The 22,693-nt window shown below is 60.3% G+C and carries 15 protein-coding genes; 9 read left to right on the plus strand and 6 right to left on the minus strand.

What is annotated here, in order from left to right:
• Window positions 1–97: 97 nt before the first annotated feature.
• From M2447_RS03210 to M2447_RS03235, 6 genes are all read left to right on the plus strand, one after another.
• Entirely contained in the window at window positions 98–1,447 is a 1,350-nt protein-coding gene (locus tag M2447_RS03210) for a hypothetical protein (RefSeq protein ID WP_277509089.1), read from the plus strand.
• Window positions 1,448–1,660: 213 nt separating this feature from the next.
• Entirely contained in the window at window positions 1,661–2,455 is a 795-nt protein-coding gene (locus M2447_RS03215) for a hypothetical protein (protein ID WP_277557370.1), read from the plus strand.
• A 14-nt stretch (window positions 2,456–2,469) separates the two neighbouring features.
• Window positions 2,470–3,045 carry a hypothetical protein gene (locus M2447_RS03220; protein WP_277557371.1) on the plus strand — a complete coding sequence of 192 codons (576 nt, stop codon included), beginning with the start codon at window positions 2,470–2,472 and terminating at the stop codon, window positions 3,043–3,045.
• Window positions 3,046–3,056: 11 nt separating this feature from the next.
• Entirely contained in the window at window positions 3,057–3,878 is an 822-nt protein-coding gene (locus tag M2447_RS03225; protein WP_277557372.1) for a hypothetical protein, read from the plus strand.
• A 225-nt stretch (window positions 3,879–4,103) separates the two neighbouring features.
• Complete coding sequence (locus M2447_RS03230) at window positions 4,104–5,033, plus strand: DUF362 domain-containing protein (RefSeq protein ID WP_277557373.1); 930 nt, start codon at window positions 4,104–4,106, stop codon at window positions 5,031–5,033.
• A gap of 33 nt (window positions 5,034–5,066) precedes the next feature.
• Complete coding sequence (locus M2447_RS03235) at window positions 5,067–6,803, plus strand: 4Fe-4S binding protein (RefSeq protein ID WP_277557374.1); 1,737 nt, start codon at window positions 5,067–5,069, stop codon at window positions 6,801–6,803.
• A 47-nt stretch (window positions 6,804–6,850) separates the two neighbouring features.
• On the opposite strand, the gene M2447_RS03240 is transcribed toward M2447_RS03235, so the two are convergent.
• From M2447_RS03240 to M2447_RS03255, 4 genes are all read right to left on the minus strand, one after another.
• Window positions 6,851–8,458 (minus strand): sialidase family protein, encoded by a 1,608-nt coding sequence (locus tag M2447_RS03240; protein ID WP_277557375.1) that lies wholly within the window; start codon window positions 8,456–8,458, stop codon window positions 6,851–6,853.
• Between the two features lie 95 nt (window positions 8,459–8,553).
• A complete protein-coding gene (ftsH, locus tag M2447_RS03245; RefSeq protein ID WP_277557376.1) occupies window positions 8,554–10,593 on the minus strand; it encodes an ATP-dependent zinc metalloprotease FtsH in 2,040 nt (679 codons plus the stop codon).
• A 4-nt stretch (window positions 10,594–10,597) separates the two neighbouring features.
• On the minus strand, window positions 10,598–12,067 hold the full coding sequence (gene tilS / locus M2447_RS03250; protein WP_277557377.1) for a tRNA lysidine(34) synthetase TilS: 1,470 nt from the start codon (window positions 12,065–12,067) through the stop codon (window positions 10,598–10,600).
• Between the two features lie 68 nt (window positions 12,068–12,135).
• On the minus strand, window positions 12,136–13,287 hold the full coding sequence (locus tag M2447_RS03255; protein ID WP_277557378.1) for a substrate-binding domain-containing protein: 1,152 nt from the start codon (window positions 13,285–13,287) through the stop codon (window positions 12,136–12,138).
• 105 nt (window positions 13,288–13,392) lie between these two features.
• Here M2447_RS03255 and M2447_RS03260 point away from each other — a divergent pair, with 105 nt between their 5' ends.
• The 3 genes from M2447_RS03260 (at window position 13,393) to M2447_RS03270 (ending at window position 18,770) form a co-directional block, all read left to right on the plus strand.
• The gene (locus tag M2447_RS03260; protein WP_277557379.1) at window positions 13,393–15,780 is read left to right on the plus strand and encodes a GH32 C-terminal domain-containing protein; all 2,388 of its coding nucleotides are present in this window, start codon (window positions 13,393–13,395) and stop codon (window positions 15,778–15,780) included.
• Between the two features lie 488 nt (window positions 15,781–16,268).
• Window positions 16,269–17,648, plus strand: coding sequence for a sugar porter family MFS transporter (locus M2447_RS03265; protein ID WP_277557380.1), 1,380 nt, complete (start codon window positions 16,269–16,271; stop codon window positions 17,646–17,648).
• Window positions 17,649–17,870: 222 nt separating this feature from the next.
• The gene (locus M2447_RS03270; RefSeq protein WP_277557381.1) at window positions 17,871–18,770 is read left to right on the plus strand and encodes a carbohydrate kinase; all 900 of its coding nucleotides are present in this window, start codon (window positions 17,871–17,873) and stop codon (window positions 18,768–18,770) included.
• Between the two features lie 106 nt (window positions 18,771–18,876).
• Here M2447_RS03270 and M2447_RS03275 read toward each other — a convergent pair whose 3' ends face one another.
• Both M2447_RS03275 and M2447_RS03280 read right to left on the minus strand, forming a co-directional pair.
• On the minus strand, window positions 18,877–21,228 hold the full coding sequence (locus tag M2447_RS03275) for a DEAD/DEAH box helicase (protein ID WP_277557382.1): 2,352 nt from the start codon (window positions 21,226–21,228) through the stop codon (window positions 18,877–18,879).
• Between the two features lie 75 nt (window positions 21,229–21,303).
• Window positions 21,304–22,680, minus strand: a complete 1,377-nt coding sequence (locus M2447_RS03280) for an ATP-binding protein (protein WP_277557383.1) — start codon at window positions 22,678–22,680, stop codon at window positions 21,304–21,306.
• Window positions 22,681–22,693 lie beyond the last annotated feature (13 nt).

The following is a 22,693-nucleotide window of genomic DNA, read 5'->3' on the forward strand; positions in this document are numbered from 1 at the left end:
CTGGTCATTATAATCACAAAAGCATTCTCCGCCTTTATAAAATAATCAACCCTCGCTGGCGTGACACCAAAAACAAAAAATTAAACAATCCAAACCCATGAGCAAACTACCTTCCCAACTGAGCGCCTCCACAAACGCGGCGGCCTGGAAAAAAATCAAAACCGAAAACAAACTGCCGGCCAAGGCTGACTGCGGCCTGGAGGCCGCCCTTGACGAGCTGGACGACGGCCTCAAGGCCTTCAAGCCAAGCTTGGTTCAGCATGGATACACCGTGTTTGCCGCCGCACTGGGCTCCCTTGGCGGAACCAGCGACGATGTTGTGACAGCGGCAAAAAAAGTCCTCAAGCACCCCTCCCTGCCCGCCCCCGCGGCCGGGTTTGCCAAAAAAATAATCGTGGTGGCCCAGGCCATCGCCGGGGCTGTGATTGATGAAAAAATCGCCCTCAAACAGGAAATTTCCCAAGGGGAAAAAGCGTATAAAACCTTTTTCGAAATTCGCAGCCGCGCGCTCAAGCTGCTGACCGCGGCCCAAGCCCGCTTCAAGAAAAACGTCGAGCTCCTGAAACAACGCGCAGCGGCCTTCACCAAAATCACCACCGACATCAAGGCAAAAAAAATCAAGCAGTCCGAGTATGACTCGAAGCTCTCCCTGATGGAAAAAATTCTGGGTGAAACCAAAACCCTCGTCGCCACCGAGCAGTCTTATTACGACGGGACTGTGTTTCCGGAATTCAAATATCAACGCGAGGGAGGGCGTCAAAAAGTGCGCACGGATGCCGGGGTAAACCCCAACGACAAGGCGCTTGTCACACGCATAATACAAAAAGACACCGGCATTTTCGAAAACCTGTCAAACATACACCTGGAGCTGGTTTCCATGCTGAAGCAAATGGACACGCTCGCATCGGGAATGACTGATAGCAGAAAGGCTGCCGAAGCCGCCATCATGGTCAATCTCACGCTCGAAAAAGGCGCGCTAAAAGACGTGCGCGCGTCCATTCTCAACGGGGCGGCCGCCATCGAGCAGCTGAGCAAGGAGGCCGAGTCGCTGGTCAAGAAGCTGGATGGCAAACGGCTCCTCGGATTGATAAAGGAGCAAATCAAAAACCCGGAGGGGAAAACACCGGACGCGGTTCTGAAGTGGATGGACGGCACAGTGGAAACAGTTGATCAAATATTTGACGAACCCATCGCCAACACCGCCCTGGCGCTGGAGAAACTGGACCAAGCCACGCGCATATACAACAAAACCCTGCTCGAGATTCCGCGCGTCGCGCCCAAGGATGTGGAACCGCAGACCAAAAAACTGGCGGAAATTTACAAGACCTCGCTGACCCTGCGGAAAAAAATACAAACCGATCTGGTCGCCACGAAAAATTATAAAAAACAAGCGGAGGACGCCGCAAAAAAAGCATACCAAGCCGCCGCCAAAAAAGTCAAAAAATAGGCGTCACTGCAAAACGAACCAAACCATTGTCACTTTATGACCAAGGCATCCGGCACAGCCATAGAACCCGATCCGCCCGAGGAGCCCACCGCCCCGAAGGAAGTCGACGAACGCAACGACAGCGCGGAGGGCGAAGGCGGCGCATAAGCCCGTCCTCCCGCCCTCCCTCACCCGCGCCGCGCACAATATAACCACACACGACAAGCACACACCATGAAACTAAAACTCCCCCCAAAGCTCAAATCCCCCTACTCCTACGCCGAGTGGCTTGATCTTGAATATACAAAAGACCCCAAGTTCACCAAGACGCTGAAGTTCCTCAACCTCACGCTCATCAAGATCAAGAAAACCAAGCCGCTCACAGTCGAACTCTTTGAGGAGTTTCGCGAGCACGTCGCCTATTTGATGAAGCGCATTAAAAAAATGCTCGGCGACTCCAAGATGCCGGAGGAGGTGCGCGAATTCATCGAGCCATTCTTCATCCTACTGAAAAAATGGCAGAAGGGCGCGGTCAAGGTGCAGGATCTTCTGATTGAGGAAAGCGACGAAGAAGTCGCCGCAGTCACAGCCGCGTCGAAAAACTTGCAGCAAAACGCGGCATTGGCGGCGGCTTGCCTCAAGGACTACACCCTGCTCGCCCAGACAGTTGACAAATCCCTCAAGGACATCACGAAACTCGACACCATTGTCGGCAAGGGCGTGGCCTCGCCGAAACTCACGTCCGCGGTCAACCAAGTGCGCGCGGGCAAATTGCAGGCATCCCTGGCCGCCACCCAGGCCAAATGCGCCAGGGCCGGCGGCAAACTCGCCGATGCCAGGGAAATCGCCCGCATGGCCGCGTCCGCCAAGGCACAAGGCAACCGGGAATTGGCCGATCAATGCGTCAAATTGACCGCCCAAATCCAATCCATTGAAAAAACAAGCAAGGCGGTGGATGCAGGTATCGCCAAATACGACGCAATTGCAAAAAAATTACTAAAAGCTTTTGACGCACGCGCCAAAGCATAACACACAGCCCGTAGATGGAATCCCACGACATAGTCAAAGAATTGCTCAAACGAGTTCCCGCGAAGCATGTCGCGCAGGAACTCGGGGTATCTCTTTCGCTCGTGTATAAATGGGCCGAGGCCCCCATCGTCGGCAGCGGAACGAGCAATCCGCTTGACCGCATCGAGGTGCTCACGCGCCTCGCCGGCGACATGGCTCCGCTCGAATGGCTCTGCTCGCGCTTTGAGGGCACATTTGTCAAACGCCCCACCGAGGAGATCACAACCGAGGATTTTTTATATCGAATCAGCCGGATCATAATTGAGCTCGGCCATGTGCTCGGCGAATTTTCTGAATCCGACGGCAGCATTGAACTGGTTTCGGCCAGCAAAGCCCAGGACGTCCGCTTACGTTGGGAGAAAGCCAAGGCGACCATCGAATCGTTCCTCATCGCCGCCGAACAAGGCCAGTTCAGCAAGACCGCCCGGGCAACAGGGGACGGAGGCGCGGCAAAGCAAAAAATTACCCCCACCCGCTACAAGCGATCACTGGGACTCAATCCGGAACGCCCCCGCGTGCCCCTCAACACCACTGTTAAAAAACCAATGTAGAAATTCTCGCCATGGCTACCTTTACCGCACCCGAAATACCACAAATCCTGACTCTCAAACACTGGCAGGGAGCCAAGGATATTCCCGCCTCGCTGAAGGATAAATCCAAATGCGAAAAGGCGCTCGCCGAGCTCAACAAGGCCTTTAACAAAGCGGGCTTCGGCGCGCTCGCGCCCTTCTTCAAGCAAAGCCCCGCATGGGCCCAATATCATTACAAGCGCTGGAGCAAAACATGCGACGACTTGGTGCGCGAAGTCATTGTCGGGGGAGTCATCACTCTGCGCGAGGCAATCGGTGAAGTGCGCAACGCCGCCGTAACCACGGAAAAAAGCGTCGACAAAAAAGACCCGCTCGCGCCCAAAAGCGCCGCGTTGCTCCGCAAAATGTCGCAAGCCGCCGACGCACTTCTCAAGGAATTGCGCCCCGAAATCATAGAAACGGCGATTCGCAACAAGGAAAAAAACGTCAACAATGAAATGTATAAGCACGCCGCCGCGCCGCTGGAGGACATGAAAAAACATGCGGCCAGGGCGAAGGCGGCCGGCGCGCTAGTGGCTCGCAACCCCGCCGCGGCCATATATAACAAAGTCATCGGAAGCGGAGCCGGAGGTCTCGCGCGCGAAATGGCGGCAACCCTGATATCCATAGCCGCGTTGCCCTCGACCAAGGGAATCGAATACGCCGGTGCCGGTGACGCCGCCCGCTTGGCGAAAGAGCTGATGGCATCGTCCCCGCTGCCCGCCGCCGCCGACAAAAACGCCGTCGCCTCCGCGCTTAAAAATTTCCTGCAAATCGCCGCCATTGCCGCCAAACTTCCAAAACTTAAGTTCTAAGCGATAGCCCCGGACGAAACTCGCGGGAAAAATTGTGGGGCGATTAAAAATCGCGGTCACGGGCGGCGTGCGCCGCCCTTTTTGCGCAACCATCGCCCGTTCGAAACGTCATACTCGGGACGTCATACTCGGGATTCGCACGTTTCGCCCAAATCGCCATTGCGCGCTTCGCCGAAGTCGCAAATAAGAATCTTTCAAAAACAACGCCACCCCCATTACACAATCATGAACACACGCCGCGATTTTATCAAAAAAGGCCTTGTGGCCGGCGCAACCGCAGCCGCCCTCCCCTCCCTCGGAAATCTCGTCGCCGCCGACGCGCCGGCCTCCGGCGGCGTCCCCGACCTCATCACCGTCAAGGGCGAGGATCGCGTCGCCATGCTCGACCGCGCGCTCGAGGCGTTCGGCGGCATCGGAGCCTTCGTCAAGAAGGGCCAGAAAATCGTCATCAAACCCAACATCGGCTGGGACAAGCCGCCCGAACTCTGCGCCAACACCCATCCCGACATCGTCGCGCGGCTCGTCACCCTCTGCCTCGGGGCCGGCGCGAGCGAGGTTTCCGTTTTCGACAACACCTGCGACCAGTGGGACAAATCCTACAAAACCAGCGGCATCGCCGACGCCGCCCGTGCCGCCGGCGCGCGCGTGCTCCCCGCCAACAACGACTCGTATTACCGCGACATCGAAATCCCCGGCGGCGTCTCGATTAAAAAAGTGAAAGTCCACACCGCCGTCCTCGACAGCGACGTCTTCATCAACGTCCCCGTGCTCAAGCACCACGGCGGCGCCACCATGACCGCCTGCATGAAAAACCTCATGGGCATCGTCTCGAAGGCCGACCAGCGCTCGTATCACCGCAACGGCCTGCACCAGTGCATAGCCGACATCCTCAGCTTCAAAAAACCCGATCTCAACATCCTCGACGCCTTCAGCCCGATGAAACGCAACGGCCCCAAGGGCGTCACCGTCGCCGACCTCGACACGAGCGTGAAACAACTCCTCATCTCGCGCGACATCGTGGCGATCGACGCCGCCGCCTCGCGCATCATGGGTCACAAGCGCGACATCGAGCACGTGCGCATCGCCGCCGAGGCCGGCCACGGGCGCAACAATCTCGGCGAGCTAAAAATCGAGCGCGTGCGAATGACCGCATGACCTGTGGCGAGTAGTGTGTGGCGAATGACGAGCATGAAGAAACAAAACAATACCCCGCGAAAAACTGCGCCTGAAAACGCATCCCCCGCCCGCCATGTCCTCCGCCGCCTGCGCATCGTCGCGGCGTTCGCGAGTATTCTGATCGCGCTCGCCGCGTTCATCGACTTCCGCGATCTCGTTCCCAATCACCTCAAGCACGTTTACACATCGGCTCAGTTCGTGCCCTCGGTGCTCACGTTCGCGACCGCGTTCCACGCCACCGCGCTCGCGTGCCTGCTCATCCTCGCGCTCACGTTTGCGTTCGGGCGCGTCTATTGCTCGGTGATTTGTCCGCTCGGGATTTTGCAGGATGTCATTTCACGCATCTCCGCAAAAATCCGCCGCAAACCGCCCTACAAACTTCCCGCCAAAAAAGCGCACAACACGCTTCGCCACGCGATTCTCGCCGCCACGCTCCTCGCCATCGTCGCCGGCTGGGGCGGCGTCGCGCTCGCGTGGCTCGATCCCTACAGCCATTTCGGACGCTTCGCCTCGACGCTCTTCCGTCCGCTCGCTGTGGTCGCCAACAACATCGCCGCCACCGTCGCCAACGCGCTCGGCCACCCCGCCGCCATTCCGCAGGTCAACGTCAGCTTCGCCGCCGCGGGCGCGCTCCTGCCCCCGCTCCTCATTTTCATCGCCGTCGCGATCATGGCCGCCAAACGCGGACGCCTCTGGTGCAACACCGTCTGCCCCGTCGGCACGCTGCTCGGCCTCGTCTCGCGCCGCGCGCTCTGGCGCGTCAGCATCGACAAGACAGCCTGCGTAAAATGCGGCGACTGCCTGCGCGCCTGCAAGGCGCAGTGCATCGACCTGCGCGCCGCCGAGATCGATTTCTCGCGCTGCGTCGCCTGCTACGATTGCATCTCCGTGTGCGACGAGGGCGGCGTGAAATACCGCTGGCACGGCGTGTCCGCGCGACGGGAACCGCGCGGAATTTCAAATCGCAACTCGCAAATCCCAAATTCCATCGCCCGTCCGCCTTCGCGCGCCAACCGCCGCGCCTTTATTTCCACGGCGATGGCCGGCACGCTCGCAACCGTCGGGGCGACCGCGCTTCTTGCCTCGCGCGGCATCGCGCAAAACGGCGGGCGACAAGGCAAGGGGCCAAAAGGCCCGGGCCAGCACGGGCAAGGACACGGACGCGGGCGCGATTTTTCAAAACTCGACAATCCCGAAGTCGTCGCGCCGCCCGGCGCGCAAAGCGTCGCGCGCATCCTCTCGCAATGCACCGCGTGCCAGCTCTGCGTGAGCGCGTGCCCGAGCCACGTGCTCGAACCCGCGTTTCTCGAATACGGAAATCTCGCCGGCCTCATGAAGCCGCGCCTCAATTTCGACAAGAGTTTTTGCAATTTTGACTGCACCGTCTGCTCCGACGTCTGCCCCGACGGCACGATCCTGCATCTCGCCAGGGACGCCAAGCACACCACGCGCATCGGCCTCGCCCACACGGCGCACCCGCGCTGCATCATTGTCAAGGACGGCACCGCCTGCGGCGCCTGCGCCGAGCACTGTCCCACGGGGGCGTTGCAAATGAAAAAGCCACCCGGCCATGCCGACGCCGTGCCGGTGGTCGATCCGCGCTACTGCATCGGATGCGGCGCGTGCCAATACGCCTGCCCGGTGACGCCGAAGGCGATTGTCATAAGCGGAATCGCAAAACACGAAACCGCCGAAAAGCTCGTGCAGGAACAAGTCGCCCCCACGACCACCGACGATTTTGCGTTCTGAGCACGGATTTCCCGAGCAATTCTAAAAACGTCCCCGCGCGTTGAGCCTCAACGATTGAGGATTTCGGCGAGCGGAATTTTTTGGAAAACCATGTTTGCGGCACCGGCTTCGTAGAGAATGCCGATGGTTTGTTCGTCAACCGAGGTGAGGCACGAGTAGGCGCTGCGTTTTTCCTCGTTGAGCAAAATCCAGTGGCGCGCCGGCCATGTGGCGCCGTTGTCGAAACTGACCTTGATGGTCATTTTTTCCCGCGCCTTCTTGGAGTTCGGATTGGCAAACAGCAGGATGCTTTTCCGCGAACCGTCGGGGGCGGTGTATTCATGGCGATGAAGCGCGGCCATGCAGCCCGGCTCGACCAGCGCGCCGGACGAGGGATGTTCCCGCCACGTCTTTCCAAGATCGTGCGTGACCGTAACCGCGCGGCTGCCCTGGTCGCGGCCTCTGCGGGAGTTGAGCATGATGGAACCGTCGTCGAGTTGGACGATTTGATTTTCGTTGGAACCGGAATAAGCGGGATGGCTGGCGGACCATGTTTTCCCGGCATCGCGACTCAAAACGATGTTTGAAAAGGCGAGCCCCTTCTCGTCCCGCCCCTGGGCGGGCATAACAAGGGTGCCGTCCTTCAACATGATGCCGCGTCCGGGCGCGGGTGCGAACAGCCACCATTCCTCCTTTTTTAACGCGCGGGTGAGGTTTTTCGGCGGCGACCAGGTGCGTCCGTCATCGGTGCTTTTGGCTAGAAGAAATTGGGAGGTTTGTTTCACGCCAAAACCCGGTTGCGAGCTTTTCGCGCGCCATTGATGCGTCCACTCGGTGGAATTTTCGCTCAGCCCTTCAATCCAACGACCCTCCGCGTCGAGCAGTCCGTGCATCCACAAGCCCGCGACATAAACGTCGCCAGTGCGATCATCCACGAGGATGCAGGCATCGCTCACGCCGTTGTATCTTTGCGGGAGGCCGCCCCATTCGCCCATGTCGAGCACGATGCGCATGGGCTCCCAATTTTGCCCCCCATCGGTGCTGCGGCTCAGGCCGATGTCGATGTCCCCCTGGAGGTCTCGCGATTTCTCCCTGCGCACGTCGTATATGGCGAGCAGCGTGCCCTTGGGCGTAGTGACGATGCCGGGAATCCGGAAGCGCGCAACGCCGTCGTCCCCTGCCTGACGAACCGCGACACCCACGCGCAATCCCGGCGCGGGCATGGCGGCCCCGGCGATGCGTTTTCCGTCGATTTGCATCCATGCGCACGAGACGTTGATTCGGTTGAGCAAATCGGCGCTTGGTTTGAGACGGATGGAGATTTTGAAAACGCCCGGTGGAACGCCCGCCGCCTGCGAGCCTGCGAACACCATTTCCCCCGCGACGGGCGCGCGCGTTTCACCGAACGGATGGCTTTTTTTGTCGCGCCCCGCATAGTGAATGCGAACCGATGCGATGTCGTTGAGGTCGGTCGTTCCGTCGAGATTGATTGCGATTTTTTCGACGGTGCACGGGTGCTCGTTGTTGAGCCGGATTTCAAGCGCGGTGTTGTTTTGAGCCAGTGTGAGAACCGGCGCTTCGCGACGGGAGAATCGGGGTTCGATATTCTTGGCGTGCGCAAGTGTCGCGCAGGCCAGGGTGAGCAATATTATAACAAGCGTGCGGTGAGTTTTCATTTTAATGCGGGTAAATGCGCGCGCAAGAAACGCGCGTCTCATAACGGCGGCGGGCAACAAAAAACGCGAACTCAATGTTCGCGTTTTTTATTTCGTCAAGCCGGATTGGGCGCGGTTTTTGGAAGCCCGCCGTCGTCGGAGGCGGGTTTTGTGGACGCGGGTTTTGGCTCGGCGGGTTTTTCCGCGGGCTTCGACATGGATTCGTTGATCACGGGGGATTTTATTTCGCCGTGCTGAAGGATTTCCATGATGTGCTTGCCCTCGAGCGTCTCGTATTCGATGAGTGCCTGCGCGATCTTGTCGAGCGCCTCGCGGTGCTCGTTGATGATCGTTTCGGCGCGATCATATTGGAGCGAGATGATTTTCGAGATGGCGTCGTCAACCTTGCGGGCGGTGTCCTCGCTGATGTGTTGCGAGCGCGTGATGTCGCGGCCGAGAAAAACGGTGTCCTGATCCTGCCCGAGCGCGATGGGGCCGAGATCGCTCATGCCGTAATCGCAAACCATGGAGCGCGCGGTGGCGGTCGCCTGCTTGATGTCCGCGGCGGCGCCGGTGCTGATTTCGTGGGTCACGAGTTTTTCGGCAATGCGCCCGCCCATCGCCATGCAGATGTAATCGAGCAGGCGTTTTTTGGACATGGAGCGGATGTCCTTGGTGGGAAGCGTGGCGACAAAACCGAGCGCGCGTCCGCGCGGCAAAATCGTGGCCTTGTAAATGGGGAGCGTGCCGTCGTCGAGGACGGCCTGGAGGACGGCGTGTCCGGCCTCGTGCCATGCGGTGGATTTTTTCTCCTCGTCGTCCATCAGCTTGCGGCGTTCGCGGCCCCAGATGACTTTGTCTCGCGCATCAATAATATCGACCATCTCGACGCGCTTCTTGTTGCGGCGGGCGGCGAGGAGCGTGCCCTCGTTGAGAAGGTTGGCGAGGTCGGCGCCGGAAAGCCCGGAGGTGCCGCGCGCGATGGCGTTGAGATCGACGTCGTCGGAGAGGGAAATCTTGCGGGCGTGCACGCGAAGGATTTGTTCGCGGCCAATGAGGTCGGGCACATCAACGTGAACCTGACGGTCGAAACGTCCGGGACGCAGCAGCGCCTGGTCGAGAACATCGGGGCGGTTGGTCGCGGCGATGATAATGACGCCCTCGGTGGTGTCGAAACCGTCCATCTCGACGAGGAGCGAGTTGAGTGTTTGCTCGCGCTCATCGTTGCCGCCGCCGAGTCCCGCGCCGCGCTGGCGACCGACGGCGTCGATTTCGTCGATGAAGATGAGGCAGGGCGCGTTTTTGCGGCCTTGCTCAAACATGTCGCGCACGCGGCTGGCGCCGACGCCGACAAACATTTCGACAAAGTCGGAGCCGCTGATCGAGAAGAACGGCACATCGGCCTCGCCCGCGACGGCCTTGGCGAGAAGCGTTTTGCCCGTGCCCGGAGGGCCAACCATGAGGATGCCCTTCGGAATCTTGCCGCCCATGCGGGTGAACTTTTTCGGGTCCTTCAGAAAATCGACAACCTCGGAAACTTCCTCCTTGGCCTCGTCGCAACCGGCGACTTCGGCGAAGGTGATTTTGTCGCGATCGCGCGTGAGGAGCTTGGCGCGGCTTTTGCCAAAACTCATCGCGCCCTTGCCCGCGTTGCGGAGCTGGCGGAAAAAGAGGAAATAAATGACGGCAATCAGCACGCCGAACATGAGCAGTTGCGAGCCGATGGTTTCAAACCAGCTCGAGCTTTGTTTCTCGGTGTAGAGGCCGGAGTGCTGGAGGACTTCGAGATTTTTGTCCGTGAGCCGGCCTTCGGCAACGAAACGGGTCGGTTTGGGCGCGCCAGGCTTTAACGTGAGCCCGTCGGGGAGCTTGGCGTCCTGGACGAGCTCGCCGCTGATTGTCATCCAATCGCGTCCGCCGGCGAGCTTGGGCTCGATGACACCGCTCTTGATCTGGTTCACCTGGGTGAGATTAACGACCTGCTGGATGTTGAGCTTGGCAGTTTCGCCGCTGCTGCCCATGCGCCCGCCGAACATGTAAAGAGCCGCGCACGCGGCAATGAGGCCGAACCAAATGATCCAGACCTTCGGCTGGAAGCCTTCCGGCGGAAGGCTTTTCAGGGGACGGCGTTTTTTGTCGTTTTTGGGTTCTGGCATTTCGTTATTTCTGTGAATTGTGTAAAGACTTTGGAAACAAGGTGCGGGTTCCGCGACGATATGTCAAATGCAGCGCCTGTTGTGTATGCGCCGTGATCTTCCAAGCGTCGGCGGGAGGAATACCCGGAACCCAGAGAATTTCAGCGACGTCCGTTTGTTTGTCACGGACAAAACAAACAACCGGCAGCGCCAGCCGGCGCGCATGCGGAATTTTACGATTTATGAGCAGATCGGAAATTTTAGCCGAACCAGGCGCGCCAAGCGGTTGATAACGGTCACCGGGCTGCAAGGAGCGGACGACAAGGCCGCCCGGCCCGGGCGAAACAAAAACCGCGCCACTCGGATCATGGCGGCCCGAGAGGATTTCGTCACGAAGTTCGCCGGTGAGCGCAATAGGCTCCGCCGCAAGTGTCGCGCCGTCGGGCAGGCTGAGCACGAAAGGCGCGGTGGCGGAAAAGTTGAATGAGGGGACGGTGCCCGCGGGCGGCTCGATGCTCAGGATGCCATTTTCAAAAACAGCAACGGCATCGCCAACACTCGTCCGTTTTGCAGCAGCGCCGCCGGGATTCTCGCAAATGGCGAGAAGTGCCTCGAAGCCGGCGCGCGCGAGTTCGGAGGCGGGATGCCAGCGACGAAGCGCGCGTCGAAGCAAGGCGCGGGGTTTGCCCGCGAGCGCGCGCAAGTCGAGCGAACGGGGCGTGAACGCGGACGCGGGAAGCAACTCGTCGAGCCACGCGTCGAGCGCGGCGGCATCCTCCTCGAGAAGCTCGCGCGTGAGCGCGGCACCGGCAAGCGCGTCGTTGTTTTGGGACGCGGCGATGAACGCGGGCAGCATGTCGCGGCGAATGCGATTGCGAAAAAAATCCCCCTCGCGATTGGTCGCGTCCTCGCGCCACGCGACCCCGCGCGCTCGAAGCGCGCCGGTGATTTCGCGCTTCGAAAGCGCGAGGAGCGGACGAAGAAATACGCGCCCGTTCGCATGCGCGTGAACCGGGCGCGGCGCCGCAAGCCCGGCGGTGCTGCTGCCGCGCGCCAGCCGCATGAGCTGTGTTTCGGCGATGTCGTCAAGTTGGTGGCCGAGCCAAAGCACGCGCGCGCCGAGGGCGGTCATTTGTTGGTCGAAAAAACCATGACGCTGTTCGCGCGCCCCGGCCTCGCTGGCGTTTGTGTCGGCGCGCTCCCAATGGCCAACCCGCAATTCCACGCCGCGCGCGGCGCAAACATCACGGCAAAATTGCTCGTCCCCGTCGCTGGCCTCGCCGCGCAAGTGATGGTTAAAATGGAGCGCGACAATTTTCCGCTCCGGCCAGTGCTCGCGCAGCGTGATGAGAAGCGCGAGCGAATCCGCCCCGCCCGAAAACGCCACGCACCAGGGCGCGCCTCCGTCCGCTTGCGCATCCGCCCGCGCAAGCGCGGCGGGATGCAGCGCGGTGCGGGGAAAAAGCGGCGTGGCGTTTGGATTGATGGCGGGCATTTTTGGATGAGCTCGTAAATGAACCCCGCAATGCAAACCCGCGAATACCGCCGGGCAAGCAGATACAATCACCGCGGCAAATACGTGCCGCAGGATTCGCGCACGACGAGGCGCGGTGTGGCCAGGAACGCGCACGCCGGCGCGAGCGGGTTGTTGATGCGGCGCATCATCGCCTCAAACGCCAGCGCCGCCACCTCGTCGCCGGGCTGGTGGATTGTCGTCAGCGGCACCGCGACCAGCGTCGCGTATTTCGCGTCGTCAAAACCGGCCACGCGCAAATCGCCCGGCACGCGGATGCCCAGTTTGATCAGCGACTGGAGCAGTTGCGCCGCCGTGCGGTCGTTGGCGCAAATGCACGCGTCCCATTTCTTTCGCGCAAAAACCGACCGCACAAACTTCGCGTCCGCCGGGTTGCCCTCGATCACATCGCCCCTGGTTTCGGCATTCGCGCGCGCCATCGCCTCCCGCATGCCCGCGATGCGCGCCGCAACCGTGGAGGCGGAATACGGTTTTGTGAAAAACGCGATGCGGCGGCAGCCAAGCAGGAGCAGGTGCGAGGCAATTTTATAACCCGCCGCAAAATTGTCCATGGACGCCAGGTCGAACCCGCTCCGCTGCGGATATTTCTCAATGTCACGGTCCACCAGCACAATTGCGATTCCCGCCTCAGTCAGCCGCGACACGATGCGATGGTTCACCTCCGACTGTGTTTTTGAAAGCTCCAGGGGCGCGAAAAAAACGCCCGCCATCCGGCGCTCGATATAGTCGGAGCACATCCGCTCGGCCTGCTCCGATTCGTCCTTGATTCGCGCGCCGGGTGAAAGGTTCGGCGGAGAGGCTTTGCTCCATGCGATGTCGATGCCATGCGCGCGCGCCAGACTCGCGAGTTGTCCGCAGATTTTCTCGAAAATCTCAGTTGATTCCCACTGGGGCATGAGAATGCCAAGCGTCGGCCTGCCCGTCACCGCCTTGGGCTGGCTCGCGACAAAGGAGCCGGCGCCCGCCCGGCGTTCCACCAAGCCCGCGTCCGCGAGATCCCGCAAGGCGCGTCCCGCCGTCGGGCGTGACACACCATAACTTTTGACGAGCGCCGACTCGCTCGGCAGCCGATGCCCCGGCGCATATTGGCCGGAAAGGATTTTTTCGCGCAATACCGCCGCGATGCGCATGTATTTCGGGTTGGTGTCTCCGGGAAGTTTTTGATGCCTCAAAGCTGACATGACAAATATGCAACCTGTCTTGTCAGGAATATGGCAGGCTGCGCAAGAATGTAATTGGCAGCCGTGCGCGCGACGGGGATTTGTGGAGCAAGTTCATTCCCTGCCATGCGCAATCCCGCCACTCCCCCGAAACATCCCCTCCCCTCGCGCGCTCGACGGTTTCTGTCGTTTGTCGCAACCCGGCTCCCGGCATTCCTCGTGCCGCTTCTTTTTGCCGCTGTAAATGCGCAAACCTCCCATCCCGTTTTCAAGGACCCTGTCGCCGTCTGGAACATGGACGCCTCAAAATCAACCGCCGGCGATTCAGTGACGATTTCCGGCGCGGTCTCGCTCGGGCAGCCGCTTGACAGCGGCGACCGCGCGGCCTCGCGCGCTCGCGGAGGCGACGGGATTGCGGCGCGCTTCTCGGGCGGATTCCTCCGTGCCGACCGTTTCGCCGCGCCGAAGGGTGACCGTCTCACGATTCTCCTTCGCATAAAACCCACCGCCGGCCTGGCGAACAGCGAGCTCTTTTGCAAACACGGCGGCCATGCCAAAACCTCCTTCAACCTTTACGCCAACAACGGCGCCATCGGTTTCCAGATCGGCGTGAAGGGCCGGCCAAATCTTGGCGCGGATGTCCGCCTGCCGGCGTCCGCCATCGAGCGGGGCGCGTGGCACGACGTCATCGCCCGCTACGACGGGCGGCAAATCGCGCTGTTCGTCAACGGCCGCCGTGTCGCGTCCGCGCCGGTGTCCGGCGAGCTGCGCGAAAACGCGGAGCCGCTGATCATCGGCAAAGCCATGCGCGGCGACATCGACCACGCCGCGATCTGGGCGCGCGCGCTTTCCGACGACGAGATTGTTGCGCTGAGCGGGGGTGCCGCGCACGTCGCGAAAAATCAGGAGGCGCTTCGCCCGAAGGTCGAGGCCGTGACCGGCAGGGACGGGCTCGGCACGGTTGACCAGCTCCGCGCCGCGCGCGATCTGCGCGCCAAGCTCGCCGCCGATCCGCACCGCCCGCGCTACCACCTCATGCCGCCCGACGGTTATTGGAACGACATCAACGGCACGCTTTATTGGAAGGGCCGCTACCACGTCATGTTTCTTGGACGCCAGGCACCCGACACGCAGACCGTCCTCGAGGGGCGCGACAACGACCACCCGCGCGAAATCTGGCTGCACGCGTCGAGCGCCGACCTCGTGCACTGGGTGCACCACGCGCCCGCGGTCGCTCCCGTTTTCGACGGCTCGATGCCGCGCGGCATTTACAGCGGCGACGCCGTGAACGACGCGCCCGTGCCCACGCTCATTTACCACGTCCCCGGGCAGGGCACCTGCATCGCCACCGCCGACGATCCCAACGACCCCGAGCTCGTTCGCTGGACGCCCGACCCGCGCAACCCGGTTATCTCCGACAAAACCGCGCCGCCCGAAGTCCGCGTCTTCGATCCCACCGCCTGGCGCGAAGCCGACGGCACCTACTACGCGCTCATCGGCAACAAAAACGGCACGCCCGGTTACGAGGGCGACAGCAACAGCCTCTACCGCTCCACCGACCTCGTGAACTGGGAGTATCGCGGGCCGTTCTACAAATCCGACCGCAAGTGGACCGCCGCGCACGAGGACGCCGCCTGTCCCGACTTTTTCCCCATCGGCAACGGCAAGCACATGCTCCTCATGCACTGCCACCAGCCGTTCAACAGCGTGCATTATTACATCGGCGCCTGGGATCGCGCCGCCGAAAAATTCATCCCCGAATCGCACGGGCGCATGAGCTGGGCCGCCGGCTCCGTCGCCGGCCCCGAGACCTTGCTCGACGGCAAGGGCCGCCGCGTCTTTTGGGGCTGGGTGCAGGAACCCTACCGCCCCACGCAAATCAGGGGGCAAACCGTCGCCTCGGTGACATGGGCTTCCGTCGCCACGCTACCGCGCATCCTCTCGCTGTTCCCCGACAACACGCTCCGCATCCAGCCCGCGCCTGAGCTCGAAGTCCTCCGCCACAACGAGCGCTCGCTCTCGAACTTCACCGTCTCCGGCGAACGCGACCTCGGCGGCCTCAGCGGCGACACGCTCGAAATCCGCGCCAAAATCACCCCCGGAAAATCCGGGCGCTTCGGCATCATCGTCCGCGCCACGCCCGACCGCGCCGAGCAAACCGTGATCTGGATCGACCCCGGCAAAAACACGCTCACCGCCGACATCTCCAAATCCACCCTCAACCCCGCCGCCCGCTGGACCAAGGGCCGCGCCGCGTTCCTGAAAAACCTCCCGCGCGACCAACATTATGTCACCGAGCAAACCGCCCCGTTCACGCTCGCGCCCGGCGAGGCCGCCGACCTGCGCGTGTTCGTGGACAAGAGCGTCATCGAGGTTTATGTGAACGAGCGCCAGTGCCTCACGCAGCGCGTTTATCCGACGCGCCCCGACGCGAAGGACATCGCGCTCATCGCCGAGGAGTCACCGGTCACCGTCGAAAAACTCCAAGTCTGGGACATGCACCCGACGCAGTAATTCTCCCGACGCACAAACAACGCCGGCCTGACATGAGAATTCAAAGTGATATTAGCGAAGCGCGCTTGCGCAAGGAGGGGTGGCGTCCCACCGCCCGACGCGCGCAACGCACGCGCTCGTTTCGCATATCACTGAACAAACACCTCAAACGATTCGATTGCCCGCGCATCCCCAACAACACCGCCTCAAACATCCCCAAAGGGGATGAGTCCCATAGCCCGGGGTTGGCGCGAGCCGCGAGCGCCTACCCCGGGTTTGGTGAAAGAGAAAACACAACCCTGAAGGGGTTGCGTCCCCTGAACGCACATGGCGCACAAACAAAACAAACAAGGAACACAGGCCACAACCCCGTTGGGGTTGGTTGTCATTTTCATTATTCCCGGGGTAGCTCGCCACGCTCGCAACCCCGGGCTAAGGGACGGAAGCCCGTTGGGCTTCATCCAGCACCTCTTTCATTTCGAAAAAATTAACACGATCCCCTGAAACCCATGACCGCCTCATCAACCCAAGACAAAACCGCCTCGCCCAATTCGTTCCTTCTTCGCTGCTCGCTCGTGGCCGCGCTCGGCGGACTCCTGTTCGGCTTCGACACCGTCGTCATTTCCGGCGCGCAAAACCAGCTCAAGGAACTGTTCCAACTCAGCGGATTCATGCAGGGCTTCATGACCGCGTCCGCGCTCATCGGCACCGTGATCGGCGCGCTTCTCGCCGCGCGCCCGAGCGATGCGCTGGGCCGCAAGCGCTGCCTGCAATGGGCCGGCGTGTTGTTTTTTGTGTCGGCGGCCGGCTGCGCGTTCGCGTGGGATTTTTGGTCGCTGATCGTGTTTCGCGTCATCGGCGGCCTGGGCATCGGCGGCTCGACGGTGATCTGCCCGCTGTATCTCGCGGAGATCTCGCCGGCGCGCTGGCGCGGGCGGCTGGGCGCGTTTTTCCAGTTCAACATCGTGCTCGGCATCCTCGTCGCGTATCTGTCGAACTACTTGCTCGGACTCGTTGATTTCGGCGCGGACGAGTGGCGCTGGAAACTCGGCGTCGAGGCGTTCCCCGCGCTCCTGTTCTGGCTGCTCCTGCGCAACATTCCCGAAAGCCCGCGCTGGCTCATCATGCGCGGACGCGCCGACGAGGCTTCGCACGTGTTCGCCGAAACCGGCGTCGAAAATCCCGCCGCGCAAGTCGCTGTCATCCAAGCCTCGCTCGACGAGGAAACCGGCGCGAAAAAAATCTCCGAGCCGCTCTTCCGGCGCATCCACGCGCTGCCCGTATTTCTCGCCGTCTCAGTCGCGATGTTCAACCAGCTCGACGGCATCAACGCGCTGCTCTACTACCTGAGCCCCATTTTTGGCATGGCCGGTTTCGACAAGGTTTCCGGCGACCTGCAATCCGTGCTCATCGGCGCGACCAACCTCGTTTTCACGATGCTCGGCATGGCGATCATCGACCGCGTGGGCCGCAAGACACTGCTCCTCGGCGGCGCGATCGGCACGGGACTGTGCCTGCTCGGCGTGGCGTGGATTTTCACAATCAACCAATACCAGGGCGCGCTTGTCTGGCTGCTCGTCGGCTACATCGCGTGCCACGCCTTCGGACAAGGCGCGGTTATCTGGGTATTCATCAGCGAGGTTTTCCCGAACCAAGTGCGCTCAAAAGGCCAGGTGCTCGGCAGCTCGACACACTGGATCATGGCGGCGGCGATCTCGTGGCTGTTCCCCGTGTTCGCCAAAAACGCCGGCGAACCCGGCGCGGGCATCCCGTTTTATTTCTTCGCGGCCATGATGGTGCTGCAAGTCATCGTCGTGCTGCGCTGGTATCCCGAGACCAAGGGCGTGCCCCTCGAGGAAATCCAAAAACGCCTGTCCGGGAAAAAATAAATAACCACGGATATGTGCGAATTTTTGCGCGCGTCTCCCATGCCGTGACTCAATCAAATCAAAAACAAACTTAACCGCAGATAAACGCAGATGAGCACAGATATTCAAACCATCGAACCGCAAAACACATTGTTTTCCGTATCTGCGTTTATCTGTGTCCATCTGCGGTTAAAAGAATCCGAAAATCTTAATTCGGAATAACCTCTGGAAAAACCAACGCGCGTGAACACAAACGACAAAATCCCCGGCAACCCGCCGCTGCTCGTCTTCGGAGAAATCCTGTGGGACATGCTGCCGGCGGGCGCGCGCCCCGGCGGCGCGCCCGCAAACGTCGCCGTGCTCGCGCACGCGATCGGCGCGCACTGCCTGCTCGCGAGCGCCGTGGGCGACGACGAGCCCGGATACGACATGCTCGCGCTCCTGCGCGAGCGCGATTTCCCGACCACGCATGTGCAAGTAATCACCGGCGCGCAGACCGGTGCCGTCGATGTCACGATCACCGGCGCGGGCATCCCCTCGTATCGGATTCGCGAAAACACCGCGTGGGACCGCATCGCGCTTACGCCGGACCTCGCCAAAACGGCGACGTGCGCGGCGGCGTTTTATTTCGGCTCGCTCGCGCAACGCTCGGAGGAATCCCGCGCGACCCTGAAAAAACTCCTGCAAACAATCCCCGCGAGTTGCCTGCGTTTCTTCGACGCAAACCTGCGCGAACCTTGGCCGGGCGCGGACGTGCTGCACGACTCGCTCGCGCACGCGGACATCCTCAAACTCAACCACGAGGAACTGCCGCTGCTCGCCTCCTGGCTCGGCCTGCCAACGGAAGAGCGCGCCTTCGCCGACGCCGTCTTCGCGCGCCACCCGGTGCGCACGCTACTGCTCACAAAAGGCCCCGCCGGCGCCGATGTATTCGACAAAGGCGGCGAGCCTGTTCGCATCCCCGCCTCGCCCGCCGAAACAATCATCGACACCGTCGGCGCGGGCGACGCCTTCTCGGCGGGTTTCATCGACGGCTGCCTGCGCGGCCTCTCGAGCCGCGAGGCGGCCCAATGCGGCAGCGACTTCGCCGCCCGCGTCTGCGAAAACGCCGGCGCCTGGCTGCCCCCGCGCGCTTTGCGATGACGTGAATGATGTCGCAGTGTGTCAAAATTTCCGACGCCTCTGTGTTTAAAACTAAGTGTAATTTTCTGCAGACACACTCTATTCACGTAAAAGCAGACGATGCATCTCACTCCTTTTGCACGTTTTGTTGCCATGTTCCTGCTGTTTCCACCGCCACGCTGCAAGCTCCTCGCATGTCAAGACGTTCGCGGGCGTTCGCCATGTCGAGCAGTGCTTCCGGCACATGTTCGTCGAATTTTTCAAATTGTTTCATTGGCAAAAGTGGACTCAGCGTTTCGGCAGATATTGTTGTGGTTGCAATCCGACTTATGTGAGCGCGCCATGTATCAACATCCACGTTTTTGTAGTGTATTGTGAATTGACCGAGTGATGTTTGCATGCGGTCGTGTTTAGCAAGAAGTGCAAGCGTTTGCATAATTTTTGTTCCACGCCAAGGGAACCAAACTAAATCATTACCTATGATGAGAATCCCCGCTGACTTCGGCGAAGCAATTTGCCAGCGTGTGGCAAGATCGCGCGCAGAGTCAAAGAGCGTTTGAGCTGCGGTGTCCAACCATGCGAGTGCGGTCGAGGTCTCATTGAGCGCGTTCCTCATTTCGCACACAACTCGGTCAGCTATGTTGCCCCCATTTCCACGGAAATAGGGGAGCTTTGGATTGGTGCTGCTTTTCACATGAACGCGTTTTTCGTCGGTGATAATCTCGACAACTTCCCAACGGCGTCCGCCCAATATGATATTTTCCCCTATCGGTGGCACTAGGTCGGCGGCAAGCATACCGAGATGACGATCGTTGTGCAAAATGTTGAATTCCTCGGTTGATTGAAACGCAGCATAGAACGTCCGATCACGCGTGATATTCTCGCCGGCGAGTCCGAGAATCAGGGTGCCATCGGTCATTTGCTCGATTAGTTCCTGTTCTTTGAGACCGCGAAGCAGTGTGATAAATTGTCGTTGGTCGATATTGCGAAATGGTCCGCGCACAAGGAGCGCATCGTGCAAGTTTATCGCGCGCATGCCTCCAGTCTGGGTAAGATAGCTGAGAATTTGATGCACCAGAGTGCTCAGGTGCATGCGGTTTGAATCGGGTGGCTCCAGCCATTTTTGCATCAGCAAACGCACGAGCGCGACGGAGCGGAGAAGCTCGGGAAAAAGAAAATCCTCGGGGGTCGAAACAAGCTTGGACGTTGGCGTGGAATCGCGTGTGTAAAGTCGAAGAATGGATGGTTCGTCGGCACGGCGGCCCGAGCGTCCCAGACGTTGCACCATTGATGACACGGACCACGGCGGGTCGATTTGTCCGATGGCGCGAATATTTCCGATGTCGATTCCCATCTCAAGCGTGCTTGAACAAAACGCCGTGGCAGGTCGGCCGGGCACGGCGTTTTTAAGATGCGCCTCGACGGACTCGCGTTCGTCTTTTGAGAGTGAACCGTGATGAACATGAAACGGATCGACGGGCCAGTTTTCACGCAAGGCGGTTTGATGGCATGTGTCGGCAACAAGTTCAATAGAGCGTTTTGCGTTGCCGAAAATCAAATTGGTTCCCTTACGAAAATGACGGCAAATATCCGCGGCGATATCATCGAATTCATTGGTGACGTTGCGCGGGTCGGTTTGTGTGTTGCCGTAAAGATGCTCGAAAAATACTTCGTGGCTTTTTTTTGATGGATCGTCAACCGAGGGCGACGAATCGGTGAGCGTTGTTGCACGGCTGTCAAGCGTGGCGAGTGTCGCACGCCATTGTTCGGGGACGAGGCGGCGGCGTGCGATGACGTTGCCTTGTTTGTCCTTCCTGTCTTCGGGCGCAAGATACGCACGAACACCAAGACGAATTTCGCGGCCTTGTCCGGTGCTTTCAATGATGAGGGCGCTGGCCGGGGCGTCGGGAGAAATAAATGCGCGGGCGGCGGCATAATCACCAAGCGTGGCCGAAAGGCCGAGCAGCCGAGGCCGGCAACCGGCATGGTGGGCAATGCGCGAAAGCAGGCTCCTCAGATGAATGCCCCGCACATTTTCGAGAAAGGCGTGGAGTTCGTCTATGACCACGTAATTGAGCGCGGCAAAGAGCGCCGGGATTTCGCGGCCGCGGCGCAAGAACAGCGCCTCGATGGATTCTGGTGTGATGAGAAGCACACCGCCGGGGTTTTTGAGCGTGTCTTTTTTTTCGGTTGCGCTGACATCACCGTGCCATCGGTGAACCGGGATTTGCGCATGCTCGCATATGCGTTCGAGCCGGGAGAACTGGTCATTGATGAGCGCCTTGAGAGGTCCGACATAGAGGGCGCGTATGGAGCGGACTGCATCGTTCTGCCCGGATACGATGCGCGAGAGAATCGGAAGGAACGCAGCCTCGGTTTTCCCGCCCGCAGTGGGCGCGGTGATGATGAGCGGGGCGTCGGATTTGTTGAAGGCGAGAATGCAATCGCGCTGAACTGGATTGAGTTCCTGCCAGCGCATATCCCAGATTGCGCGTTGCACGCCGGGGTGCAAAAGTTCGAATGCCGAGGACACGGAGCGACGCCGGAGAGCGCGTTAGAGTTTTAGTGTGGCGAGATCGTCGTTTTCGTCGGCATCGGGAAGCGCGATTGGATTTGCCTCGAGTTCCTCCTCAATCGAAAGCGGAGTGGTTGCCTTGCGCAAGAAACCGTCGCCAGAGACGAGGTCTTCCCATTTTGTGCCGGGATTCTGTTCCAATACATTGAGCAGGCCGACGAAGGACCGAATAACATCGCGGGGAGTTTTAAAATAGTCGGCGCCGAGGGTGTCGTTTGCGCGCCGCAGGACGGCGAGGAGAGCTGCGTCCGGCACGAGATGGCGGGCAGGATCGCCCGATGCGTGCACATTGCGGATGTTGGCAAGAAGGACATAAAGTTCTTCCGGGCTGAGGCAGGCGAGCCGGATGACAGGGCCGGAGAAATCAATGAGTCCCCCTTGGGCAAAACTGTTGCCTTGGAGGCGCGTGCGGAGTGCTTCGTAGCTGTAGAGTCCGCGGCGCGTGTCTTCGATGCATTCATCGGTGCCGGCAAAAATGAACCCGAGGTGGGCTACGGTGCCTTGGAGGCAGTCGTTGATAAGTGTGAGCACCATTTCGTAATTGGCCTGACGGGCGCGCTTGCTTGGAAGGCGGTGGGAGAGCACGACAAGTTCGTCGATATTGACGACCATGCCAGCATAGCCGGCCTTCACACAGAAGGCTGCCATGAGTTTGAGCGAATCGTAGATAGTCTCATCAGATATGATGCGGCGGACTCCAAGGGCATGGCGGGCGTCGGTCTTGGTGGCAAACTCCCCCCGAAGCCATCGCAGGGCCGACGTCTTGAGCGAGTCGTCGCCGTTCTGGTGTCCTTCGTAATATTTGGAGAGAACCTCGGCGAACTCGTAGCCGCCGACGAGTTGCTGGATATCAGCGAGGTCGGTGTTGAGACGGGCTTTTACTTGGGCATCGTCGCCACCGGCGGATTTTACCTTGTGACTGATGCGGGAAATCCAGTTTTCCACGAGCCCCGGGAGTCCGCCTCCCTCGGGTTTGGAACGCGTGGCGAGATTGCGCAAGAGCTCAGTGTAAAGCGCACGGGCTTCTCCGGTTGTTGCGTATAACCGGCGTTCCATGGTCATGTCGGCCTGGACAACGACCAAATTTTTTTGGAGAGCAAGAGTTCGGACAAGGTTGAGGAAAAAACTTTTTCCGGAACCGAAGCGGCCGACCACAATGCGGAACGCCGCCGAGCCTGCGACAATGCGCTCTATGTCCGTGAGCAGGGCTTCGACTTCACGTTTTCGACCGACTTGAATGTGGTGCAACCCTTGACGAGGAACCAAACCGGCCTGAAGCGATTGGAGGATGGCATCGCGTTCGCGGCGCTTGATTGGAGATGTGTTGTTTGAATTGGCGGGTTTGTTTGCGGACATGAGGTGTGGGCGA

Origin of the sequence: Ereboglobus sp. PH5-10, assembly GCF_029504735.1 — a bacterium.
Lineage (GTDB): Bacteria > Verrucomicrobiota > Verrucomicrobiia > Opitutales > Opitutaceae > Ereboglobus.

What these genes read in the sequence shown, in the direction of transcription:
- M2447_RS03225 (WP_277557372.1), top strand. Translation starts at nt 3,057, where the DNA reads ATGGCTACCTTTACCGCACCCGAAATACCACAAATCCTGACTCTCAAA.
- M2447_RS03265 (WP_277557380.1), top strand. Translation starts at nt 16,269, where the DNA reads ATGACCGCCTCATCAACCCAAGACAAAACCGCCTCGCCCAATTCGTTC.
- M2447_RS03220 (WP_277557371.1), top strand. Translation starts at nt 2,470, where the DNA reads ATGGAATCCCACGACATAGTCAAAGAATTGCTCAAACGAGTTCCCGCG.
- M2447_RS03260 (WP_277557379.1), top strand. Translation starts at nt 13,393, where the DNA reads ATGCGCAATCCCGCCACTCCCCCGAAACATCCCCTCCCCTCGCGCGCT.
- M2447_RS03215 (WP_277557370.1), top strand. Translation starts at nt 1,661, where the DNA reads ATGAAACTAAAACTCCCCCCAAAGCTCAAATCCCCCTACTCCTACGCC.
- M2447_RS03280 (WP_277557383.1), bottom strand. Translation starts at nt 22,680, where the DNA reads ATGTCCGCAAACAAACCCGCCAATTCAAACAACACATCTCCAATCAAG.
- M2447_RS03230 (WP_277557373.1), top strand. Translation starts at nt 4,104, where the DNA reads ATGAACACACGCCGCGATTTTATCAAAAAAGGCCTTGTGGCCGGCGCA.
- M2447_RS03210 (WP_277509089.1), top strand. Translation starts at nt 98, where the DNA reads ATGAGCAAACTACCTTCCCAACTGAGCGCCTCCACAAACGCGGCGGCC.
- M2447_RS03240 (WP_277557375.1), bottom strand. Translation starts at nt 8,458, where the DNA reads ATGAAAACTCACCGCACGCTTGTTATAATATTGCTCACCCTGGCCTGC.
- M2447_RS03235 (WP_277557374.1), top strand. Translation starts at nt 5,067, where the DNA reads ATGAAGAAACAAAACAATACCCCGCGAAAAACTGCGCCTGAAAACGCA.
- M2447_RS03275 (WP_277557382.1), bottom strand. Translation starts at nt 21,228, where the DNA reads ATGCGCTGGCAGGAACTCAATCCAGTTCAGCGCGATTGCATTCTCGCC.
- tilS (WP_277557377.1), bottom strand. Translation starts at nt 12,067, where the DNA reads ATGCCCGCCATCAATCCAAACGCCACGCCGCTTTTTCCCCGCACCGCG.
- M2447_RS03255 (WP_277557378.1), bottom strand. Translation starts at nt 13,287, where the DNA reads ATGTCAGCTTTGAGGCATCAAAAACTTCCCGGAGACACCAACCCGAAA.
- ftsH (WP_277557376.1), bottom strand. Translation starts at nt 10,593, where the DNA reads ATGCCAGAACCCAAAAACGACAAAAAACGCCGTCCCCTGAAAAGCCTT.